The following is a 19,318-nucleotide window of genomic DNA, read 5'->3' as shown; positions in this document are numbered from 1 at the left end:
GTCAATTGCGGGTTTTCCCGCGAACCGCTAACCCCAACGAACCATGACCGACCTTTCTCTGCTGTCCCGCGCGCGTCTTGCCGATTTACGCGGTCATCTCCTCTCCCCAGACTGGCGCGAACCGGAGATCGGCATCGTGCATTTGGGCATTGGAAATTTTCATCGTGCGCACCACGCGCTGTACACCGAGGAGGCCATGCTCGCACAGCCGGGCGACTGGGGCATCTGCGGCGTCACGCTGCAAGGCGACGTCAGCAAACGCGACGCGCTGATGGGGCAAGACGGCCTGTACAGCGTCGTCGAACGCGGGCCGGCCGGTGTCCGCGTAACCGTCGCGCGCGCGTTGCGCGAAGTGCTGGCCATGCCGTTCGATCGTGCGCGCCTTTTTCAACTGCTGGCGGATGAGCGTGTGCGAATTGTCTCTTTGACGGTCACGGAGAAAGGATATTGCCGCGACGCTCAGACAGGCGACGCTGACTTTTCGCATCCGGGCATGGTCCGCGATCTTGCACATTCGAACGAGCCGTCGACCGTGCCGGGCATTCTGACCGCCGCCCTTCGCGCCCGACGCGACGCCGGGACGCCGCCTTTCACGGTTCTCTCATGCGACAACCTCTCACACAACGGCGCAGCGCTCCGGCAGGTCGTTTTCTCATACGCGTCGCGGCTAGATGAAGGCCTGGCGGCTTGGATCGCCAAGCACGTCGCATTTCCATCGACGATGGTGGATCGCATCGTTCCGGCCACTACCGACGCCGACCGGGAAGCCGCGCACGCTGCCCTCGGTCTGGCGGATGCCGTGCCGGTTCCTTGTGAGCCGTTTCGTCAGTGGGTAATTGAAGATCGGTTTCCGGCAGGTCGCCCTGCGTGGGAGACGGCGGGCGCACAGTTGGTCGGTGACGTCGAACCGTTCGAGATCGCGAAGCTGCGCATGCTTAACGCCACTCATTCGACGCTCGCGTATCTGTCGATGCTGGCTGGCTTCGAGACTATCAGCGACGCAATCTCCTATGCACCGTTGAAGGCGATGATCCACGCGATGATGACGCATGAGATCGCGCCGACGCTTAATGTTCCAACTTCTTTCGATCTGCTCGCGTACCGCGACGCGTTACTGGAGCGTTATTCGAATACCGCACTGAAACACCGTTGCGCGCAGATTGCAATGGACGGTAGTCAGAAGATGCCGCCTCGAATCTTTTCGACGATCGAGGCGCGTCTGGCTGCCGGGCAGTCAATCGAGCGGCTCGCGCTGGCAGTGGCGGCCTGGTTCGTCTTCCTGCGCGGACGCTCTGACAGCGGCGAACAGTACACGATCAGCGACCCGCTCGCGGATCGGCTAACGCAAATTGCCGGGAACGCCGATACCTCAGAGCGGCTTATTGACGGCATGCTCGCGCTGAGAGAACTGTTCCCCGAATCACTCGCTCGATCGGCCGCGTTGCGACATGCGCTTGCACGCTCGCTTGAAGCGCTGCGGGGCGGCGCACGCCAGGCAATTAATTCTTATGCGCTGCTTGACTGACGACCAGCCAGCTCAACTGGACACTCGTTGCGGTCTGCAGTCGTCGGGAACGCGAACCGGTAATTTAGTTCCTTGCCGGCTAGGCGGCTCTCGGCCGTTGCCGACGGGCAACGAGTGGAGGATTGCCGCTAAGCAAATAGCCGGGATGCTAAGTCCCGTTTCGCGGTAATGCGGTCGTTCGAATGGCTCTGCGCTGCCTTTTACGAAAGACTGGAACTGGCCGCACTGAGCCACCTGACGTTCACTCCGCAACGTCGTCGTGCCTCACGCCTTCTGACTTCGAATGGCGCATAGATTTTCCCACCAAGGGCCGACCTGATAGCCTTTGCTGAGACAACTGCCATGTGTTCGCTGGTGTGTTGTTGGACTGTTGGACGACAGCGTGGTCGACGATAAACTGGCTGCTGTGTCCATCGATCTTAAGGCGCCCCATGAGTACCAAGACATCTATCAGGTATCACCACGGCGAAGCAAAGGAGCCGTCCTGGCATCTCTATGAAGAGGCGTTCGAGAAGGATGATGTGGTCTACCTTGAACTCGAAGGCGTGCAAGCCGACGTCGTGATGATCGACAGTGTTTGGGGAGCCAAGGCCGGCACGGTGCTGCTACGGTTGCCCAACGCGATGGCCCGTCAGCTTGGGTTGCTTCCGCACTCGGATGAAGGGTATGCGGTCCTTCAGGGACGCCCTAGCAATGGACGAGTGATTCTCTGATGCTACCTGTCCACGTGGACAGCTAGGATGAGAGTACATGACAGAAGATCGAGATTTACGTAGCCGTCTGGTAGTCGGCGCGAAGCGGGATGGTCGCCGGGAATACGATCCGCAAGCCCGCGAGGAACTGGTCCGGTTGTGCATGACGTCCGGCGTTTCGATAGCGCGTACGGCGATGGAATACGGCTTGAACCCGAATCTGTTGCGCGAGTGGATCACGCGCTATCAGAAGACACATGCGGCGCAGAATTCGGCGGAGAAGGAACTGAGGCCAGCAGACAGGGCATCGCTTGATGTCACGCCGCCGGCCTTGCGGACTCACGCGCCCGACGTGCCATCACCATTTGTACCGGTCGTTCAGGGGGCTGTGACGGTTGAACGAGCGGTGTCCGCGCGCACACCATCGATCACGGTTGCCTTGCACATACGTTTGCCCAACGGGGTTGAGTTCGACATCGCAGAGGCGACCATCGACGAGCTGACCACCGTGGTCCAGATGCTCGGGAGGATGCCGTGTTCCGGTTCGACGATAATCTGAAGGTCTACCTGCACCGCGATCCTGTCGACTTCCGCTACGGCATGAACAGTCTGTCGATTCTCGTCGAGCAGTCGATGCGCCTAAATCCGATGGACACGTCGCTTTACATCTTCGGAAACCGACGTCGTGACCGGATAAAAATTCTTGGCTGGGACGGCAGTGGTTTCTGGCTTTTTATAAAACGATTGGAGAATAGCCACTTCATCTGGCCAGACAACAAGGCTGAGATCGTGACGATGACGAGCAACGTGTTGCACGCGTTGCTCGATGGCGATGACATCACCGCGATACGACGGCATCCGAAGCAGGAATATCGCCGCGTGAGCTGAACAGTGAGGCCGTGCGCCGGTCTAACCGGCCATGCCGATCAATGTCACGATCACCGCCGAGGAATTGAAGGCGTTGCTCGCCGAGCGCGATGCTGCTCGTGCATTGCGAGAAGAACAGGAGGCCTTACGCGGCGCCTTGCGGCTTATGACGGCAGAGCGCGATCTTGCTGAGGAGCGACTCCGAGCCTACCGTCGCGAACTGTTCGGCGCCAAGAGCGAGGCACGAGATTCTGATCAACTTGGCTTGTTCAACGAAGCCGAGGTGCTCGGCGCGAACAGCGCGCCTGCCCAAGAAGACACGCCGGAGACGACGGTTGGCGCGCACAAGCGCAAGAAGCGCGGTCACCGCAAGCCGCTTGATCCCAATCTACCGCGCGAGGTCGTGCGGCACGAACTGCCCGAAGCCGAACGCTTTTGCACGAACGATGGACAAGCGCTTGTCGAGATCGGCGCGGAGATCAGCGAGCAGCTCGATGTGATCCCCGAGCAGCTTCGAGTGATCCAACACCAGCGCGTTAAATATGCGTGCCCGTGCTGCGATCTCGGCATCAAGGTCACTCCAGCGCCGCCGCGCATCATCGCGCGCGGACTGTTGAGCGAAGCGGCGCTCGCATGGATCGCCACCGGCAAATATCAGTTCGGCATGCCGCTCTATCGCCAGGCCGGTTTGCTGAGTCGCTTCGGCGGAGACATCTCGTCGAACACGATCGCCGCCAGCATGGTTCGCGTTGGCCTCGCGACCCAGCCCGTGATCAACCTCATGCGCGATGCGTTGCTCGATGCCGAACTGATCTACTGTGACGAGACGACGTTCCAGGTACTGAAAGAGAAAGGGCGCAAGCCGCAAACGAAGAGCTACCTCTGGGCGCAGATGACCAATTCAGGCATCCCCATCCGCTGCTTCAGCTATACGCCCGGACGCGGTGCCAAGCTGGCCGACAAGCTGTTCACGGGGATCCGCAAGGGCGCCGTTCTGATGACTGATGGCTACGAGCCCTACAACGACATCGCTCAACGCTACGACCTCGTGCACCTCGGGTGTTGGGCACACCTAAGACGGTACTTCATCAAAGCGGAGGAGAACGTGCCGAAAGCCGCGCGTTCGCCCGATCTGCTCGCGACACGCTTCATCACGCTGATCGGCATGCTCTTCACTGCCGAGGCCCGCTCTAAGAAATGGGCAGCTGAGCGACGACAGCGACTGCGACGTCGATACAGCACGCGCATACTCGACGCCATCTACGCTTTAGCCCTCGCGGAGTCGCCCGGCGTCGTACCAAAAAGTTTGCTCGGAAAGGCACTGACCTATCTGCGCGAGCAGTGGCCGAAGCTGATCCGCTACGTCGAGAACGGCACTTGGGCCATCTCGAATAACGCTTGCGAGAATGCGATTCGCCCATTCGTCGTCGGCCGCCGCTATCGACAGGTCGTAGTTATGGAAGGCTTGCCGGAAAGGCGTGCAGTGAAAAAATGACGATCGATGCCGTGGCCTCGCATTTGTGGACCGACGGCATCGATACAGCATGTGACCTGTGGCAGTACCAGTTGCGAACTATCCATAACTACAGCGTCTGCAGGAAGCGAAGGAGGTCATCTCTGGGTCGATATCGAAGTGGCTTGCTCGATGGCGACTGCAGTGCCTTCAGTGCCCGGTCCTTCATTTGCAGGTCGGCCTCGACATAGCGGTGCGTGGTGACGGGGCTTTCGTGACCGAGCCACAGTGCGATGACGGTGATATCAACGCCAGATTGCAGCATATGCATGGCGACCGAATGTCGAAAAAGGTGTGGAAAAACTCGGTGCCGCGCAAGTTCCGGAAACTGCCGCGAGGCACTGCGAACGGCAAGCTTCAATCGTTCGGTAAAGCCGACGCGCGTGAGCGAAGCGCCACCCCGCCCGGGAAATAAAGGCTCCTCGGTAGCTCGTGGATATTGCCGAAGCCAACGCCTAAGCTCTTTAGCGGTTTCAGGCCATAGCGGAACTGAACGCTCCTTGCGACCCTTTCCGTGGATAAGCACCCACGTAGTGGGTCCGAGCGTCAGATCAGAAATGCGCATCCCTATCAGCTCAGAGACGCGGGCTCCAGTGTTGTAGAGCGTTGCCAACATGATGTGGTCGCGTTGCCCCGTCCATGTGCTGACATCGGGAGCAGCAAGAATAGCTTCAATATGCTCGCGAGACAAAAATCCGACGAGCGGCTGCTCAAATCGCTTCATGGGGATTGCTAGAACCGACTGCGCCAAGGACAGGACCGACGGCTCGGCAAACGAAACGTACTCCATGAATGACCGAATGGCGGCAAACCTGGCGTTGCGGCTGCGAATAGAATTATGCCGATCCTGTTCGAGGTATTTAAGGAAGTCGAGGATGAGCGGAGCGTTCAGTTCTTCGATAGCGATATCGCTGGGCCGCTTGTGTAAGCGTTGATGCGCGAAGGCTAGCAGCAGCCGGAAGCTGTCACGGTAGGCCGCCACGGTGCAAGGGCTTGCGTGTCGTTGCTGAAGGAGGCGTTCCGTAAAGAACTTCTGCAACAGGACTGGAAAAGATTGCGCTGCTGATTTGCTCATGATGCACCTCCACGTTGGCGCAAAAAGCGTTGGGCTGCGATTGCCAGCAGCTCAGGCGTGGCTGTTTGATACCAGTACGTGTCCGTGACCTTGGCATGCCCAAGATAAGTCGACAGCGCAAGAATGCTACGGTCAACGTCCAGCCCTTGGGCGTACCAGTCCTGCAATCGATGACAGACGAACGAATGTCGAAGATCATGTAGTCGCGGCGCGGGATGGCCACCCCGAGCCCTCCACTTCAAGGCCGTGCGCAGGATCTTGAACGCATATTCGACGCTTCTTGTTGAAGCGGGCCGACCGTAGTCGAACACAAAGAAAGCGTTGGTGTTTCCAGTTGAGAAATCGCGGTCGCGCTTGCCGACATAGCGGCGCATCGCTGCGGCCGTCGTAGGATGTATCGGTACCCAGCGTGATTTGCCAAATTTGGTGCAGCGGATATGCAGTAGCCGCTGTTCGAGATCGACATCCGAACGGGTCAACCCTGTTGCTTCCGAAATGCGCAGCCCGGTCGCCGCAATTAATCCGAAGATCGTCCTACAGCTTGCACCGCGCAGACCACCGGGCGGATACAGCTCATCGCAGGCCGTCAGTAGATCCTGGACCTCCTCATCCGTGAAAATATGTGGCGTCAGCCGATGATGGGCACGTCCGAACAGATATTGCGGCGGAATCTCAGTCGCCGGATCGAACTGCCGGCAGTACGCGGCAAAGGGGCGAAGCAGCTCGATCCTGCGTGCTGCCGTCAATCGCCGTCCGGTGCTGGAACTGCTGGCCCACTGAGCGGCGAGTTGTATCGTCAGCGTGCCGTTGTGACCTACCTCTTCGGCAAAGTGCGCAAATTGCTTGAGCTGATTACCCACCACTTTGAGGTCAAAACCGGCCCGACGACGAACAGCCAGGTAATCGTCGATCCAGGTGGAAAAAGATGAGTGTGCGCTCATGATCGTCCCCCTGGCCATGGGAGCGCAACGCGACGAAGGGCGGGAAGATTGACCTTCGCGTAGATTGTCGTAGTGTCGAGGGAACGGTGGCGCAACATGTCGCCGATCTCCTTGAATGGAGCACCGCCTTGTACCATCCGGCAAGCCATGGTGTGACGGAAAACATGGGTGCCACGCACGCGCTCGTGTAAACCACACCGTTCTGCGGCATTGCGAACTGCGTTGCGGACTATATCTAGGTTGGCTGGAGCATTGAGCGGTGGCCGATGGCGCACAAAGACCTCGCGCCGCGTAGTGTTTGGGCGTCCATACTGCAGGTACTCAGAGATCGCACTGCCGGTCGATCGTGGAAGCGGGACGATGTCGATTCGTTTGCCCTTGCCATGTATCGTCAATGTCCCGTCTCTCCAGTCGATATCTTCCAGCTGCAGGCGTGCCACTTCCACGCGGCGCAAGCCCAAATCGAGCAGGCAGCGCGTCATGGCGTAATCGCGCATGCCGGTAGCACTGCCGCGGTCGAACGCCTTCAACAGTTGCTTGACCTCGACAGACGAGAGAACCTCGGGAACTCTGGACAGGCGCCATTGGGCAACCCTCGGCAGCGCCGCGATGAGAGCAGTGGTTGACGTTCCCCCACTGGCTTTGAAGAGCAAGTAGCTACGCAGCGAGATACCGATGCCCTTGACTGTAGCGGGAGCAAGTCCGCTCGTCCGGCGCATTACAAAACGTACGATATCGCTCGGGGTCAACGTCGAAATTTGCACGGGACGCGCGCCGAAATGATCGACAAGAAACTCATAGGTCTGTCGCAGTCGAACCGTGCATGTGCTGTCGGAGAGACCGCGGACCTCTGCCAGATGGCGCCTAAACTCTGCGAGCTCCGCGGCGATTGGCACAGAAAAGTTGGGAGTCAGGTGTTGCGGTTGCGCCCCGTCGAGCATCGCGAAAAAGTGTTTCAGTCCAGCACGAACATCGGTTCTCGTGTGGCGACACCGCGGAGCGCATCGGCAATGAGGCAAATGTCGATCGAGAAACTGGTTGACCGTCGACTCGTTAATATCGCAAAGATAGATGTCCCGTTTCGATATCCAGTGAACGAAGTGGGCGACACACCTGAAGTAGCATTCCACTGTCTCCCGGGCATAACCGCGCTCGGTCAGATATTGAACGTAAGCGTCTGCATGCGTTCGCAGCGTAGCCTCCTCGAACCACTGCTGGCCAAGCAGGTGGCCAGGTTTAATACGCGAGTACTTGGGCATGGTGACTCTCCTCGAAAACGCAGAACAACGCGAGGAAAGTACTGCATATTATGGAAGCGTACCGGAGGTGCCTCGATCCAGTTAGATCTGAAAAAGAGCGGTAAATTGCGGCCACGTCGTACGGACCTCCCATAACTACGACCTGTCGATAGCGGCGCTTATAGAAATGCTTCTATAAGCGCCGCTCATGGCTTTTTAGCGACACCGTAGCGGGGGCGAACGCAAGTGCAAACCTCTACAGCCTGATCGAAACCTGCAAAGCCGGGGGCATCGATCCCTATCGCTACCTTCACCGGTTGTTCCAACGTCTTCCTCTGGCGAGGACCGTTGACGACTACGACGCGCTGCTTCCTTGGAAGATGCCCGCAAATCTCCGCTGACCCGCATTGCTGACGCACATCACGCGCTCTTCACCTTACTCCGAGGGGCGTCGTTCGTGGATCGCGTACGATGAAGGCGATGCGCCACCGGTGGGTAAGGGATAGACTCGCACGCCATCACAAGCGATGGCGCTTAGGAGGAAAGGATCGGAGTAGCTAGCTGTCCGATGCGCCCACGGCTATTCCGAGATCATCACGGGGTGAATCTCGGTGAAGCGCATCCACGCCTAACACCACTCAGGCCGCCTCAGCCTGTAGCGTGAAATCAACGTGGATAGCATCATAGGGAAAAATGATGTCGCCGTTGTCCGAACGTTCCAGGACGCCAACATTGATTAGCGCGAGAACGTCATCATGCACGCGGCGAACATCGCGATCGACGCGCCGGGCAAGTTCTCGGATCGACATGGCGCCCGCGCCCGTCATCTTCTTGAGGATGTCCCAGCGCAACTGGGTGAGCGTCCTGAGCAATAGTTCGGGCGTTGCGAAGCTAATGAATTCGCCTTGTTCTTCTCCGCGCATGGCGGCTGCGAAACTTCGGGTGATGTCGTCGCGCGAGGCAATCCCAAGCGTTACCGTGGTCATTGTGCGGCCCTCCATTGGTCTACGTCTGACCAGAAATCAGCCATAAGCTGTTCCGGCGTCGTGAATGCATAGGGCGTCTCGACTTCACCAACATGCTTATGGTCGCCCTTCCCGCGTTCGTTGTCGTAACGAAGCACGCATACGTTCCTCACGATGTACGCGGCACTATATTTGTAGAAGTGTGCGCTGCCCTCGACAGGTTGCGGAACCTTCCAGACAAGTAAGGCCGCAAAGGAATTTTCATCGACCGGGACACGGCGTTTCAAGAGGCGGACGGCATTCATGTTGACAATCATGACAACATCCGTGCGTGTTGTCAATCATGTCAACATCATGGATTCGCACGGCATTTTTAGGGGGAGACGATTAGTTGCATCTGCATGCAAGCGGATAGTTGCTTTTTTTCAGGCTTCTGAACTACGTGCTCCCGACTTCCGTAAGTCCATCCACGCGAGCCAGCCTCGACGATAGGCGCGCGCGTCAACCAGCGCATGATGGATACGCGCATCGTCGGTTTGATAGAAGCCGGACACCGCACGGTCGTAGACCGTCGTATCGATGAGCGGGCGCAGGTCAAAATACCGCTCATCCAGATTTTCGGGACGGGGTTCGCCGAGCAGTTGCAGAAGGAAGCGAAAATCAGTCGCCGAATCGCACGCCGCTTGGACATACCGCGGCGCCGAAGCGAACCAGGCACGGAGCTGGAGGCTCGCTTGCGCGATCGCCAGTGGCGAACCGTCCAGCCTCGGCAACACCTCGCGGAGGACAAACCCGTTGCAGTCCTCAGGCCGCCAGGTGTCGGCCAGCTCGACGTAGAACTCGCGTTGCCCATCTTCAGCAACGAGCCCCAGGCTGATCAGCCCCGGATCCGCCTGTCCTTCCCCCGTATATTCCGTGTCTAAAAAAAGCAGCATACGTCGACGCTCCTAGCGATCGTCTCGACCGGTGTCGCGGCTCTTTGCGGCTCGGACGAGCGCCCTGCCGCTGCGATAGTGAATGATGACCCGCTGGTCCTGCATCGGTTGACCATCCAGTAGGCTGCGCTCATGCAGCACATACTCGTGCTCTCGGACCGACTGTGCGACGAAGTGAGCGTCCTCCCAAAGAATACGGCCGGTATAACGCTTGTTGTGCGTGCTCGCGTGCGAAATGGTCGCCTTCGGATTATCTTGAAGGATCGCCTGCTTGATCTCCGAATCGATTGCTTTTGCATCAAGTGACGGCGTCAGGGTCGTGGGTTGGACCGGTTGCGCCCTCCCCTTCGCCGATCGGATCGCTTCTTTCTCAGCCTGAAACTGACGCTCCAGCTCGCGCAATTCGAAATTGCGAACAACAATGCCGTGCTCGACCGCCATGCGAACGACGCGCGCCTTGAACGCGAAATCGCCCCCGTAGACCCGAATGCCGTCGGGCCACTTCTCGGCGCTGTAACGCAGGCTCAGGCTCAACGCTTGATCAGATACGTCCGCCCTTCTGTAGGTAACGCGCTCGCCCTCGTCTCGGAAGGCTTCCTCGCCGCTCGGAAACCGATACGTGACCCGGCCATTTTTTGCAATCCGGCAGACAAGGTTCTCGAGTCGTCGCACTTGAGGATCGCTGCGTTGCGGCTGCTCTGAACCGATTGCATTCACCTGCGCATCGATCTCTTCCCGAGCGAGCTTCTTTTTCTGATTCCGACCGTCCTGATAGACCATCCCCCGAAGTGCGCTGAGCGCTGCCTCGTCACCGAGCTGCGCCTGCTGCTCGACCCACTCCCGCCAGGTTGGAATCGGCGGCAGCAATGCGCGCCGCTCGTCGCGCTCTCGGCGGATTTGCTCGACCAGCTGCGCGCGCAGGCGCGCCATCGAGATCTTCGCAACCATGTACGCCTGCTGCTTTTGACCCGGGCTGAGCAACGGATCGCGACGGATCGCGGATCGCATTTGCTTTTGACGCTCAAGGAGCGCCAGATGTCGCTCGCGATCCTCCGCAACAAAAGGCGCCAGCTGCCGGCGCGCTTCTGCCTGCCACTCGCGGGCGGCTTTTTCGTCGGCCTTGAAGCGGGCATGCAGCGCATCGCGCAACGCCCGGCGTTCCATCCGCGACTCAAGGCGTTTATCCGGGTCGCGCCGATAGGTCCGCCGGGGTTCAATGTTCACCTCAGCCTTGGACGCCTTGAAGGGTCCGAAACGCGCTTCCAGTTCGCCTCGCCGCAGAAACCGAAACGCCGCGGACGCGCTGACCGCCAGCGGCTTGCCCTGCTTGGCCAAAGCGGCCTCGCTCACATCCGCGACCCTCAGCCCTCCTCCACCGGCGTCGCGCAACTCCAACCCGTGTAGCGCCAGTGCACGATGCACGTCTTGCCAGCTTGTTGTCGCTCCGTCTTTCAGCACCCGTTTTAGGTCATTGGCTGGCTCGCCCTTGCACCACGTCTCCAGCGACTGCTCACCGGACCAGACCTCGGCGCGTTGGGCACCGGCACGGCTGGGCGCCAGGTCCGGATCGCGATAGTCCAGGTTGCGCACGATGTGCTTCTGCCCGTCGATCACCTCGACATTGAACGCGCCATTATCGTGATGCCAGCCATACTGGATCTCGACTTCGCGCGCGGCACGATGCAGCGTCAGGTAATCGTAATAAGGATCGAAGGCCCGAAAGGTCTTGGGATGAATCCGATTGACCTCGATGTGCGCATGCAAATTGTCGGTGTTGGCGTGAATCGCGATGATGTGCTGGTGATCCTGCATGCCCAGCGCCGCCAGCGTGTGCCGGGCCGCAGCGAAAATGTCCTGGGTCGCCGGCCGCTCGTGTTCCGGCCACGACAGGATGTAGTGATAGACCGGTTCCTTGACGCGCGGGGCCTGCTGCGCGACGGCGTACATTTCCGCTGGCGCGTTCGCGAGCGACGACACATTGCTGATCTCGACGCCGATCGTTTTTTCGACCTGCTCTCCCAGCGCGTCCAGCACGCTTTCTTTCGTGATGTACTGGGTGAGCGTCGACCAGCTGTATTTCTCGGGCGGCTCGCCCGACTGGGTGATGCCGTTCGTGACGTAGGCGGCCAGCTGACGGAACGACGATTTGCCGTCCCGCCGGTTGGGCACGACTTTGGGAATCATCGGTCGTCCCCGCTCTGCCAAACGCGCTGGATCGCGGCGCACACCGCTTCCATCGCACGCTCCATGCTCGCCGGCGACAGGGCATGCTCGGCCTGCGGAATACCCTGCAGGCAGGCGTGCATTCCCTTGAGCTCGTCCACGCACTCGCGCAGCAGATTGATCGCGTCGACGTCGGAACGCTGACGCATCGGGCGCCCAAGCCCCGCACGCGTGAGGTACTCCGTCACGGTCAACTTCCGGTCCCGCGCCTTCGCTTCGATGGCGGCCTTGTCTTGCGCCGTCAGGCGTAGACGGACAGACTCACTTTTCCCCGCTTCACTGTCTTTTTTCATTGCTGTTTTCTGTTCTTTGAATCTCACTCGCACTACGGGTCTCGGGGCAACGCCCTGAGTTCAACGGAAAGGAACAAAGTGCGACGGGGGCCGAAGGCAACCGAGCGCTCTGTTCCGGTGTATCCGCGCGACTGGTCGCGTGGATACATTCCATATCCTGTCCAGAAGCTGTCTGGGTTGGCAGTGGAACATTTCGTGGAACCTCACGCGGATCATTCCGACGGGCACCAGTGGACCATCGGTTCTAGTTCATCGGAGCGCGCGGGGAAGAATTTCACGTCAAGCACCCGAAGTGTGCCGCGATGTAGCTCAACGCGGACTATTTCGCATATCATCTGATTATATTATAGTAGTTGGTTCGTGTAGTAATAATGGAGTGTCGCGAGGTCCAACATGCCGAGCAAGAAACAGGTAGAGAGAAACGACATTGAGATAGCTCGCCAACGACTGTTGGAGGCGATCTACAGCGAACTGCCAGACGACCGTTTTTGGAAGCGGGATGCCGTCAAGCAACTGCTCAGTACGTTGATCGCCGCGCGGGAGCGCGGCCTGGCGTTCGACAAGATCGCGGAGATCCTGAAACAGTCAGGTTTGGATCTGCCGACCGAAACGTTGCGTTCCTACTTCTTCGAACTGAAGACGCAATCGGAGTTAGCCGCCGAGAGCATCCGGCACGCGCAAAAGATTGCGCAGGCCCGCGAATCCTTCCAGAAGCAGATACGCGAAAAGCACGCTGAGCACGGCAATGCAGTCGCAATGCGGCGGGCGCGCGCAACTCAAGCAACGCCTCAGCTGGTGACTGCCTTCGAAGATGAATCGGAGCATCGAGAACCGCTCGTTGAGCAGCGACCGGCAACCCCGCGTGCAGCAAAACCATCTCCAGCTGAACGGAAGATTTTGAGCCGCGAAAATGCGCGACCGGCTTCGCCGGCCGCGCCGGTTCCGCCACCGCCTGCGGCGGCGTCGGAACCGGCGCGGATTGAAAGTGAGAGGACGGTGCCCGAAACCGTCGTTGCCGAAAAACCGTCGACGGCGCTTCCAACGTCAGAAAAAGATCATCGGTCTGCGCCCGATGTTCAAAGTGAAGGCGCGAGAACGTTGGCTCAAATCGAGGAAGTTAGCCTCGAGACAGAGGAGCGAACGGAACTGCTGGAGGACGTGGAGCTAAGGGAGGGGGATATGGTCTACTACGTGTCGGGGAAGCCCTTCAAAGGCTTCCTTGCGTTTCGGCAAATCTACCTTCTGCGGACGGTGGGACGACTGATCGCGCCCACGAAAACCAGAACGAGCAAAGACTTCGTGAAAATGCCGGCGAACCTTTGAAGCATCAGGCGGCGTAACGCACCAGTGCGAAGATCGAAGTCGCTACTAGCAGACTGCGCGTCGCGAAGATTCTCGTCGCCAATCTTAGAGAAATCGTCTTGCCTCGACGCCGCGTCAAGCTTCGGCAGGGTCCTGGCGTAGGGCTGCCAGTCGTACCTTTATGCTATTCGAGCCTGCGGCGGCGCAATCTTGATCCGGCGAACTGTATTCACCCGTCCGACGTGAAGGTGACAATTGCGGCGGCGGGCCAATGATCGCCACTCGCCCGCCGTGGCCTCCTTCCGTTCAGTTGGACCGCCGATAAAAATCCCCACGGCGGGACAAAGCTCTCGCGCCACGTCATCTAGCTGAACGCCGTCCGGTACAGCAATTAGCAGCTTCGTCGGAATCCGGCGCAGGCGCTCTTTCGCGAGCGAAAATTCCAGTGACGCCATTCGCCCGTGTGCATGATGTCGGCAGGACTATCCATTCAGCCCGCTCGCCGACAAGGTCCACGACCCGCAAAAACGCCGTCTCATCGAACGGTTGTCCTTGCTGATACAGCGTCCATGCGCCATTGTCGAGCGCTTAGGGCATTCCTTTCGACCGCAGACTGTTGCTTTTGGGCGAGAGCCATGTCCTATCCGGCTTCCTTTGTAGCTGCCAGGTAGAGACTCGTTCCCGTGCGGCTGGCATTCGCAACCATCGGTTGCCGGTGCATCGTCAAACGTCCTCGATGCTCCGGTCGTCGTCCGCTTACCCGTCGACGCAGTAGTAGTAGTAGTCGGTATACGCCGTTACTGCTTGTCCCGGCCTAGTCAAGTGTTCAACGCTTCGGTCCATCCTCGTGGTCCGCGTCACCGTCTAAATCGCCGTCGTCGTCGGCCTCGTCGTCCAAACCCGTCCGCCGTCTCCCAGCAGCTGGGCGATCGAATTGACGTAATCGATCTACGGTGAGTTGCCCGACGATCGCTTCGCAAAGCAGGAAGCCGAGAACCAAGATGCCGACCATCGTCTCCGCCAGAGACCGTGACCTATCCTTCGAAGAGATCGCCGCACTTTTGCAGTTGCAGGTAGCGCCGTCGACCCTGCGGAGCTATTACTTCCAGCGAAAATCCGATGCCGCAATATCGGCCAGAACGCATCGCGAGAAGGTCGCGCGCACCCGCGAAACGATTAGCAAGAAGGTCCTCGAAAAGCATACCGAACACACGAACGCGCCGGCCTTGAGGCGCGCCCATCTGACTAGGCAGTACCGTCGCGCATCACGAGTCCAGCGTGTAGCCCCGCCGAGCCAGCCCACCCGCACGCCTATCGCAAGCAAAGTTCGATTTCGTGCTGCTGGAAAACTTCTGCCGGTGACAAGCCTTCCCGCAACGCCTCGGACGCGTCGAGCAGCGCCTCGTGCTCAAGCTGCTGCTGTTCCAACAGCCGAATGAGCACAAAGATTTCGCCCTGTCTCTCGAGCGCGCGCAAATCCTCGGGCTGCTCAAGCGCCCATCGATCGGCGATCCGCCACGCCGCAAGGTGATATGGAGAGCGACGAAGTGCGGCAAGCGTTTCGGGTGAAAGAACCCGCGACGCGATCGCCAGCGGCGGTGGATTGTTTTCAAGCATGACTTTGTTCTCCATGGCCCTTCGTGATTGCAACTGGACTACTGGTCAATGGCTCGGCCCTGCCCTTCTTCGCTCGGGATTCGCCGTCCGCGCTTCAAACCGTATTCATGTTCCGGCGGCTAGCCTTTACTTGATCGAAAAAATTCTCCACAGCGTATTCCGCGCCATGCACACCAACCTGCCGATCAACAAGCTCCGAGATGAGAGCGAGCTGATAGCTTCGAAGGTAAGACGACAAGGGTTCTGACTCGAACAGGTGGTTGCCGTCCCTCGTCTCTTCCAACTTCAAATCCGGCTTTTGCACGGCGGCGAGAGTCATGGCCAGGATTTTTACGGCCATCCGATCGTGAAGCCCGTCATTGGCGACGATATCGCGAACTAGCGCGCGCAATCGCACGTCGCTCAGGTTCTGCGGCAGCGCAGCATCCGGTCCGCGTGCGCTCAGCTCGCGCAATAAGGCCACTACATCGGTCCTTGGCAGGTCAAACGTGGCAGACCGCGCCGTCCCGCGTGCAACTTCGAAACGTTTCGTTCGCATAAATGGGTCGTAAATACCGTGGTCATAAAAGCATAGCATCTTGACCATGGAGGTATGCAAAGAATCTCAGCTGCTAGTGACGGCACCGGCTATCTTATTGGTCTAGGACGGGCTATTCGCGCGCTGCGCAAGGAACGCGGCCTTTCGCAAGAGGTGCTCGCGCATGAGGCCCGCATCGACCGCAGTCACATGGGAAAGATTGAACGCGGCGAGCGGAACGTCACGATCCTTAACATTCTTCGGATTTGCGAAGTCTTGAAATGGTCGCCTTCTCAACTATTGGCGCGTGCTGAGGCTGGCAACGGGAATGGCTCCGGATCGTGAGATAAAGTGCGGTTTTCTGAGGTAGTCGGCCCAATGGCCCGCCTTTCGGCCGAAACCGTTTAGGACTTATCTGAGTGAGACGTTGAAAGGTCGCTGACCATAGAGGGCGACGCCTTGGCATTGCTCCGGTCGTCACCGTGAGCGATTCGCGACAATGCGCGCACGAGCGGCGCTACTGCGTCGCTCATTCGAGTAAAACTCTGCTGACCGCGTGTCTGCCGAGTGCGATGAACCGCACCGGATTTTGTGGAGGCTCCAACTCTTGAGACAATGGAGCTATGAACAAAAAGGTAACCAAATTTTCGCCAGAAATTCGCGAGCGTGCGGTACGTCTGGTGCGCGAGCAGCGTAGCGAACATCCGTCAATGTGGGCAGCGATCGAATCGATTGCACCAATGATCGGCTGCACGCCGCAGACGCTGCACGATTGGGTCAAGCGCGATCAGATTGATGCCGGAGAGCGCGAGGGCGTAACTACAGAAGAGCGCGAGCGCCTCAAGGCCCTCGAGCGCGAGGTCAAGGAACTGCGCCGTGCCAACGAGATTCTCAAGCTCGCGAGCGCGTTTTTCGCCCAGGCGGAGCTCGACCGCCGTTTGAAATCCTGAAGGCCTTCGTCGACCAGCATCGCGATACCTTTGGGGTCGAGCCAATCTGCAAGGTCCTGCAGATTGCCCCGTCGGGTTACCGACGCCATGCGGCGCAGCTCCGAGATCCGTCCGCGCGCTGCGCCCGCGCGAAACGCGACGATACTCTGCAACCGGAGATCCGGCGTGTCTGGCAGGCCAACATGCAGGTCTACGGCGTGCCGAAGGTCTGGAAGCAGATGAACCGGGATGGTATTGCGGTGGCGCGCTGCACGGTCGCGCGGCTGATGAAGCTGCAGGGTTTGTGAGGCGCTGTACGCGGCAAGCGGCTTCGCACGACGATCCCCGATACGAGCGCGCCTCGCCCGCTGGACCTAGTCAACCGGCAGTTCAAGGCAGACCGGCCGAATCAGCTGTGGGTTTCGGATTTCACATATGGTACGCCCAGCCAGCGTAGCCCGCCCGTATGGGGGTGAAGCTGCTTGAGCATGTCTGGAATGCAGTACCCGGAGGAGTCGACGTTCTAGCACCGGGGCATGCCCTTCCTCTGCTGCGAGAGGAAGTGAGCCGAAGCGGCGGTGACTTGCCGACACTGGCAAGGTGACGTAGTCCGTGGGAAACGGGGCTTGCGGCGAAGCGGTTACGCCAAGATGAGCCTCCAGGCTGAGCATGGGACGGTTGAGGATCACGAACCTGTTAAACCGCATCTGAGGGTTGAAATGTCACCCCTGCCCACACCGCTTTACGGGCAGGACGCGAACTGTCGCCGGTCACACGTATGGCCCGGTGGCACGAGTGCTGATTGGATATGAACGCCGATCATTATGGAACCACGGGGAGCGCGCAGCTAGACCGTGGTGTTCGCGACGACTTGCGGCAAGCAAGGATAAAGACTGCGACAGGCAACCTCGCCCATGCGTTGAGTCCAGCATGTGAACTGGGGAAGGTCTGCGCGGATGCCAAGGGAGTGTGCCCCCGATGACGTGCAGGCTGGCGGAGCCTCCGTAGTAGTCCGAGGCCGGGAAAGCCGGCTACATGGCGAAGGGAGGCAGTTGAAGTGGTTTGCTTGGCTAATTAACTGACCATAGTGAGGTGAAGACCTTTGATAATCAGTGAAATGCAAAGCAAACTGGCGACATGGTCGATGGAGAACAAAGAACGCAAGTTTGATCGACTCCTGAGACTGATTGCCGACAGGGATTGGCTGAGCGAGGCGGCTCGTATCACGCTGGCATCCAGCGGGGCTCGCACGCCGGGCGTGGATGGTGTCGACAAGCGCATGATGGAAGCATATCTCCCTCATGAACTGGCGACGATACGCGAAGAATTGTTGGCGGGCTCGTATAGTCCGCTTCCTGCGCGACGCGTGTATATACCGAAAGCGAATGGCAAGCTCAGGCCTCTTGGCATTCCGAGCCTTCGGGATCGGATCGTACAACGGGCCATGTTGATGGCGATGGAGCCGATATGGGAGAGCGATTTCCATCCGGCTTCGTATGGCTTCAGACCGGCCCGTAGTGTTCACCACGCGATTCGCACGGTGAAGCTTCAGCTACAAGACGGCGGCGAACACAGTGTCTCAGGTCGTTGGGTCATCGAGGGCGACCTCGCCAGCTACTTCGACACCGTTCATCATCGTCTGCTTCTGAAGGGAATCCGCCAACGCGTTGCCGATCAGCGTTTCCTTGCCCTGCTCTGGAAGTTCATCAAGGCGGGCTGCGTTGATCGTGATCTGTTTCGTGCCGCGAGTGAAGGCGTTCCTCAGGGCGGGGTCATCTCACCCCTGTTATCCAACATCATGTTGCACGAATTCGATGCGTGGATGGAGAGGAACTATCTGAGCAAGAAGGTGCGGAAGGATCGGTGGGCGTGGAATTTTGCGATTCTCAAGCAGCGTCCGATTACTGTTCGAGAAAACCGGCAGTGGAAACCAGCTATCGCCTACTGTCGGTATGCAGATGACTTTGTGATCGTGGTTAAGGGAACTCGCGAACATGCTGAGGCAGTGCGCGAAGCATGCCGTGAGTTCCTCGAAGGCGAACTGAAGCTCACGCTGAATATGGAGAAGACCCATATCACACACGTGAACGATGGCTTCGTCTTCCTCGGTCACCGCATCATCCGCAAGCGTGGACCACGCGGCCGTATGCGGCCGGTGACGACGATTCCGTGGGAGAAGTATCGGGGCTTTGCCGAGCGGCTAGTCAAGCAACTGTCGGGCAACTACGGCATGAACCGGATGGACCTGATGGAAAGCCTGAACCGGCAGATCACCGGCTGGGCTGCTTTCTACCAATACACCGACTTCACGGCCACCATGTTCAGAAAACTGGACCGCACGGTCTTCTGGAAATTCGGCTACTGGCTCGCGCGCAGGTATCGGCGCGGGTTCAGGTCGCTGATGCGCGATCATGTGCGTGCGCCAGAACCGGGACAGGCCAAGACATGGCTGCTACAAGGCCAAAATAGTCGGGGTTGGTATGGGACAGTGGCGCTTCGGCGTCTTGTTACCAGTCGGAAAAGCCAGTTCAGGTGGCGTAGCCCGTCGGAAAATCCGTACATCCTGCGCGACGAGACACGCAGCACCATCGAATCGCGCTATGCCGATGTCGCCTTTGCTATGAGCAACGCTTGAATGGAGAGCCGGATGCGCTGAGAGGTGCAAGTCCGGTTCGGGGAGGAGAGG

18 protein-coding genes, 2 pseudogenes and 1 other annotated feature are annotated in these 19,318 nt (G+C 59.1%); of the genes and pseudogenes, 10 read left to right on the top strand and 10 right to left on the bottom strand.

The window, feature by feature from the left end; all coding sequences use genetic code 11:
* Window positions 1-43 precede the first annotated feature (43 nt).
* The 5 genes from HWX53_RS26250 (at window position 44) to HWX53_RS26230 (ending at window position 4,579) form a co-directional block, all read left to right on the top strand.
* The gene (locus tag HWX53_RS26250) at window positions 44-1,525 is read left to right on the top strand and encodes a mannitol dehydrogenase family protein (RefSeq protein ID WP_175946379.1); all 1,482 of its coding nucleotides are present in this window, start codon (window positions 44-46) and stop codon (window positions 1,523-1,525) included.
* A 431-nt stretch (window positions 1,526-1,956) separates the two neighbouring features.
* Complete coding sequence (locus tag HWX53_RS26245) at window positions 1,957-2,238, top strand: hypothetical protein (protein WP_175946378.1); 282 nt, start codon at window positions 1,957-1,959, stop codon at window positions 2,236-2,238.
* Between the two features lie 37 nt (window positions 2,239-2,275).
* On the top strand, window positions 2,276-2,776 hold the full coding sequence (locus HWX53_RS26240) for a transposase (RefSeq protein ID WP_244140293.1): 501 nt from the start codon (window positions 2,276-2,278) through the stop codon (window positions 2,774-2,776).
* Complete coding sequence (gene tnpB, locus HWX53_RS26235) at window positions 2,752-3,105, top strand: IS66 family insertion sequence element accessory protein TnpB (protein WP_175946377.1); 354 nt, start codon at window positions 2,752-2,754, stop codon at window positions 3,103-3,105. The genes HWX53_RS26240 and tnpB overlap by 25 nt, the downstream gene beginning before the upstream one ends.
* A 31-nt stretch (window positions 3,106-3,136) precedes the next feature.
* Window positions 3,137-4,579 (top strand): IS66 family transposase, encoded by a 1,443-nt coding sequence (locus HWX53_RS26230; protein ID WP_175946376.1) that lies wholly within the window; start codon window positions 3,137-3,139, stop codon window positions 4,577-4,579.
* A gap of 88 nt (window positions 4,580-4,667) precedes the next feature.
* Here HWX53_RS26230 and HWX53_RS26225 read toward each other — a convergent pair whose 3' ends face one another.
* The 3 genes from HWX53_RS26225 to HWX53_RS26215 are packed head-to-tail and all read right to left on the bottom strand — an operon-like array spanning window position 4,668 to window position 7,872.
* On the bottom strand, window positions 4,668-5,672 hold the full coding sequence (locus HWX53_RS26225) for a tyrosine-type recombinase/integrase (RefSeq protein ID WP_175946375.1): 1,005 nt from the start codon (window positions 5,670-5,672) through the stop codon (window positions 4,668-4,670).
* Window positions 5,669-6,613, bottom strand: a complete 945-nt coding sequence (locus tag HWX53_RS26220) for a tyrosine-type recombinase/integrase (protein ID WP_175946373.1) — start codon at window positions 6,611-6,613, stop codon at window positions 5,669-5,671. Before HWX53_RS26220 ends, HWX53_RS26225 begins: the two co-directional genes overlap by 4 nt.
* Window positions 6,610-7,872 carry a site-specific integrase gene (locus HWX53_RS26215; RefSeq protein ID WP_175946371.1) on the bottom strand — a complete coding sequence of 421 codons (1,263 nt, stop codon included), beginning with the start codon at window positions 7,870-7,872 and terminating at the stop codon, window positions 6,610-6,612. The genes HWX53_RS26220 and HWX53_RS26215 overlap by 4 nt, the downstream gene beginning before the upstream one ends.
* A gap of 179 nt (window positions 7,873-8,051) precedes the next feature.
* On the opposite strand from HWX53_RS26215, the pseudogene HWX53_RS26210 reads away from it, so the two are divergent.
* A pseudogene (locus HWX53_RS26210) lies at window positions 8,052-8,252 on the top strand (transposase domain-containing protein); the annotation flags it as partial.
* A 237-nt stretch (window positions 8,253-8,489) separates the two neighbouring features.
* Here the strand turns inward: HWX53_RS26210 and HWX53_RS26205 are convergent.
* The 5 genes from HWX53_RS26205 to HWX53_RS26185 form a co-directional block, all read right to left on the bottom strand.
* Entirely contained in the window at window positions 8,490-8,837 is a 348-nt protein-coding gene (locus tag HWX53_RS26205) for a transcriptional regulator (RefSeq protein WP_087128927.1), read from the bottom strand.
* Window positions 8,834-9,133 (bottom strand): DUF6516 family protein, encoded by a 300-nt coding sequence (locus HWX53_RS26200; RefSeq protein WP_244140292.1) that lies wholly within the window; start codon window positions 9,131-9,133, stop codon window positions 8,834-8,836. Before HWX53_RS26200 ends, HWX53_RS26205 begins: the two co-directional genes overlap by 4 nt.
* Window positions 9,134-9,241: 108 nt before the next feature.
* Window positions 9,242-9,751, bottom strand: a complete 510-nt coding sequence (locus HWX53_RS26195) for a hypothetical protein (protein ID WP_175946369.1) — start codon at window positions 9,749-9,751, stop codon at window positions 9,242-9,244.
* 12 nt (window positions 9,752-9,763) lie between these two features.
* A complete protein-coding gene (gene traI / locus HWX53_RS26190; protein WP_175946367.1) occupies window positions 9,764-11,935 on the bottom strand; it encodes a TraI/MobA(P) family conjugative relaxase in 2,172 nt (723 codons plus the stop codon).
* A complete protein-coding gene (locus HWX53_RS26185; RefSeq protein ID WP_175946366.1) occupies window positions 11,932-12,267 on the bottom strand; it encodes a hypothetical protein in 336 nt (111 codons plus the stop codon). Before HWX53_RS26185 ends, traI begins: the two co-directional genes overlap by 4 nt.
* A 393-nt stretch (window positions 12,268-12,660) precedes the next feature.
* Here HWX53_RS26185 and HWX53_RS26180 point away from each other — a divergent pair, with 393 nt between their 5' ends.
* Window positions 12,661-13,590 (top strand): hypothetical protein, encoded by a 930-nt coding sequence (locus HWX53_RS26180; protein WP_175946365.1) that lies wholly within the window; start codon window positions 12,661-12,663, stop codon window positions 13,588-13,590.
* A 1,290-nt stretch (window positions 13,591-14,880) separates the two neighbouring features.
* On the opposite strand, the gene HWX53_RS26175 is transcribed toward HWX53_RS26180, so the two are convergent.
* Together HWX53_RS26175 and HWX53_RS26170 are read right to left on the bottom strand one after the other, a co-directional pair.
* Window positions 14,881-15,201, bottom strand: a complete 321-nt coding sequence (locus HWX53_RS26175; protein ID WP_244140291.1) for a hypothetical protein — start codon at window positions 15,199-15,201, stop codon at window positions 14,881-14,883.
* Between the two features lie 79 nt (window positions 15,202-15,280).
* Window positions 15,281-15,772 carry a hypothetical protein gene (locus tag HWX53_RS26170; protein ID WP_175946364.1) on the bottom strand — a complete coding sequence of 164 codons (492 nt, stop codon included), beginning with the start codon at window positions 15,770-15,772 and terminating at the stop codon, window positions 15,281-15,283.
* A 6-nt stretch (window positions 15,773-15,778) separates the two neighbouring features.
* Between HWX53_RS26170 and HWX53_RS26165 the strand changes: the two genes are divergently transcribed.
* The 3 genes and pseudogenes from HWX53_RS26165 to ltrA all read left to right on the top strand — a co-directional run bounded on the left by HWX53_RS26165 (window position 15,779) and on the right by ltrA (window position 19,267).
* Window positions 15,779-16,048: a helix-turn-helix transcriptional regulator gene (locus tag HWX53_RS26165; protein WP_087128818.1), complete on the top strand. Its 270-nt coding sequence runs from the start codon at window positions 15,779-15,781 to the stop codon at window positions 16,046-16,048.
* A gap of 278 nt (window positions 16,049-16,326) precedes the next feature.
* A pseudogene (locus HWX53_RS26160) lies at window positions 16,327-17,069 on the top strand (IS3 family transposase); the annotation flags it as partial.
* Window positions 16,608-16,724 (top strand) — a sequence feature (AL1L pseudoknot). It overlaps the preceding pseudogene by 117 nt.
* A 665-nt stretch (window positions 17,070-17,734) precedes the next feature.
* Window positions 17,735-19,267 (top strand): group II intron reverse transcriptase/maturase, encoded by a 1,533-nt coding sequence (gene ltrA, locus HWX53_RS26155; protein WP_347879178.1) that lies wholly within the window; start codon window positions 17,735-17,737, stop codon window positions 19,265-19,267.
* The last annotated feature ends 51 nt before the right edge of the window (window positions 19,268-19,318 follow it).

Source organism: Caballeronia sp. BCC1704 (assembly GCF_902833455.1).
Taxonomy (GTDB): domain Bacteria; phylum Pseudomonadota; class Gammaproteobacteria; order Burkholderiales; family Burkholderiaceae; genus Caballeronia.
The sequence above is the reverse complement of the archived record's forward strand: the minus strand, read 5'-3'. Positions and strand labels throughout refer to the sequence as shown.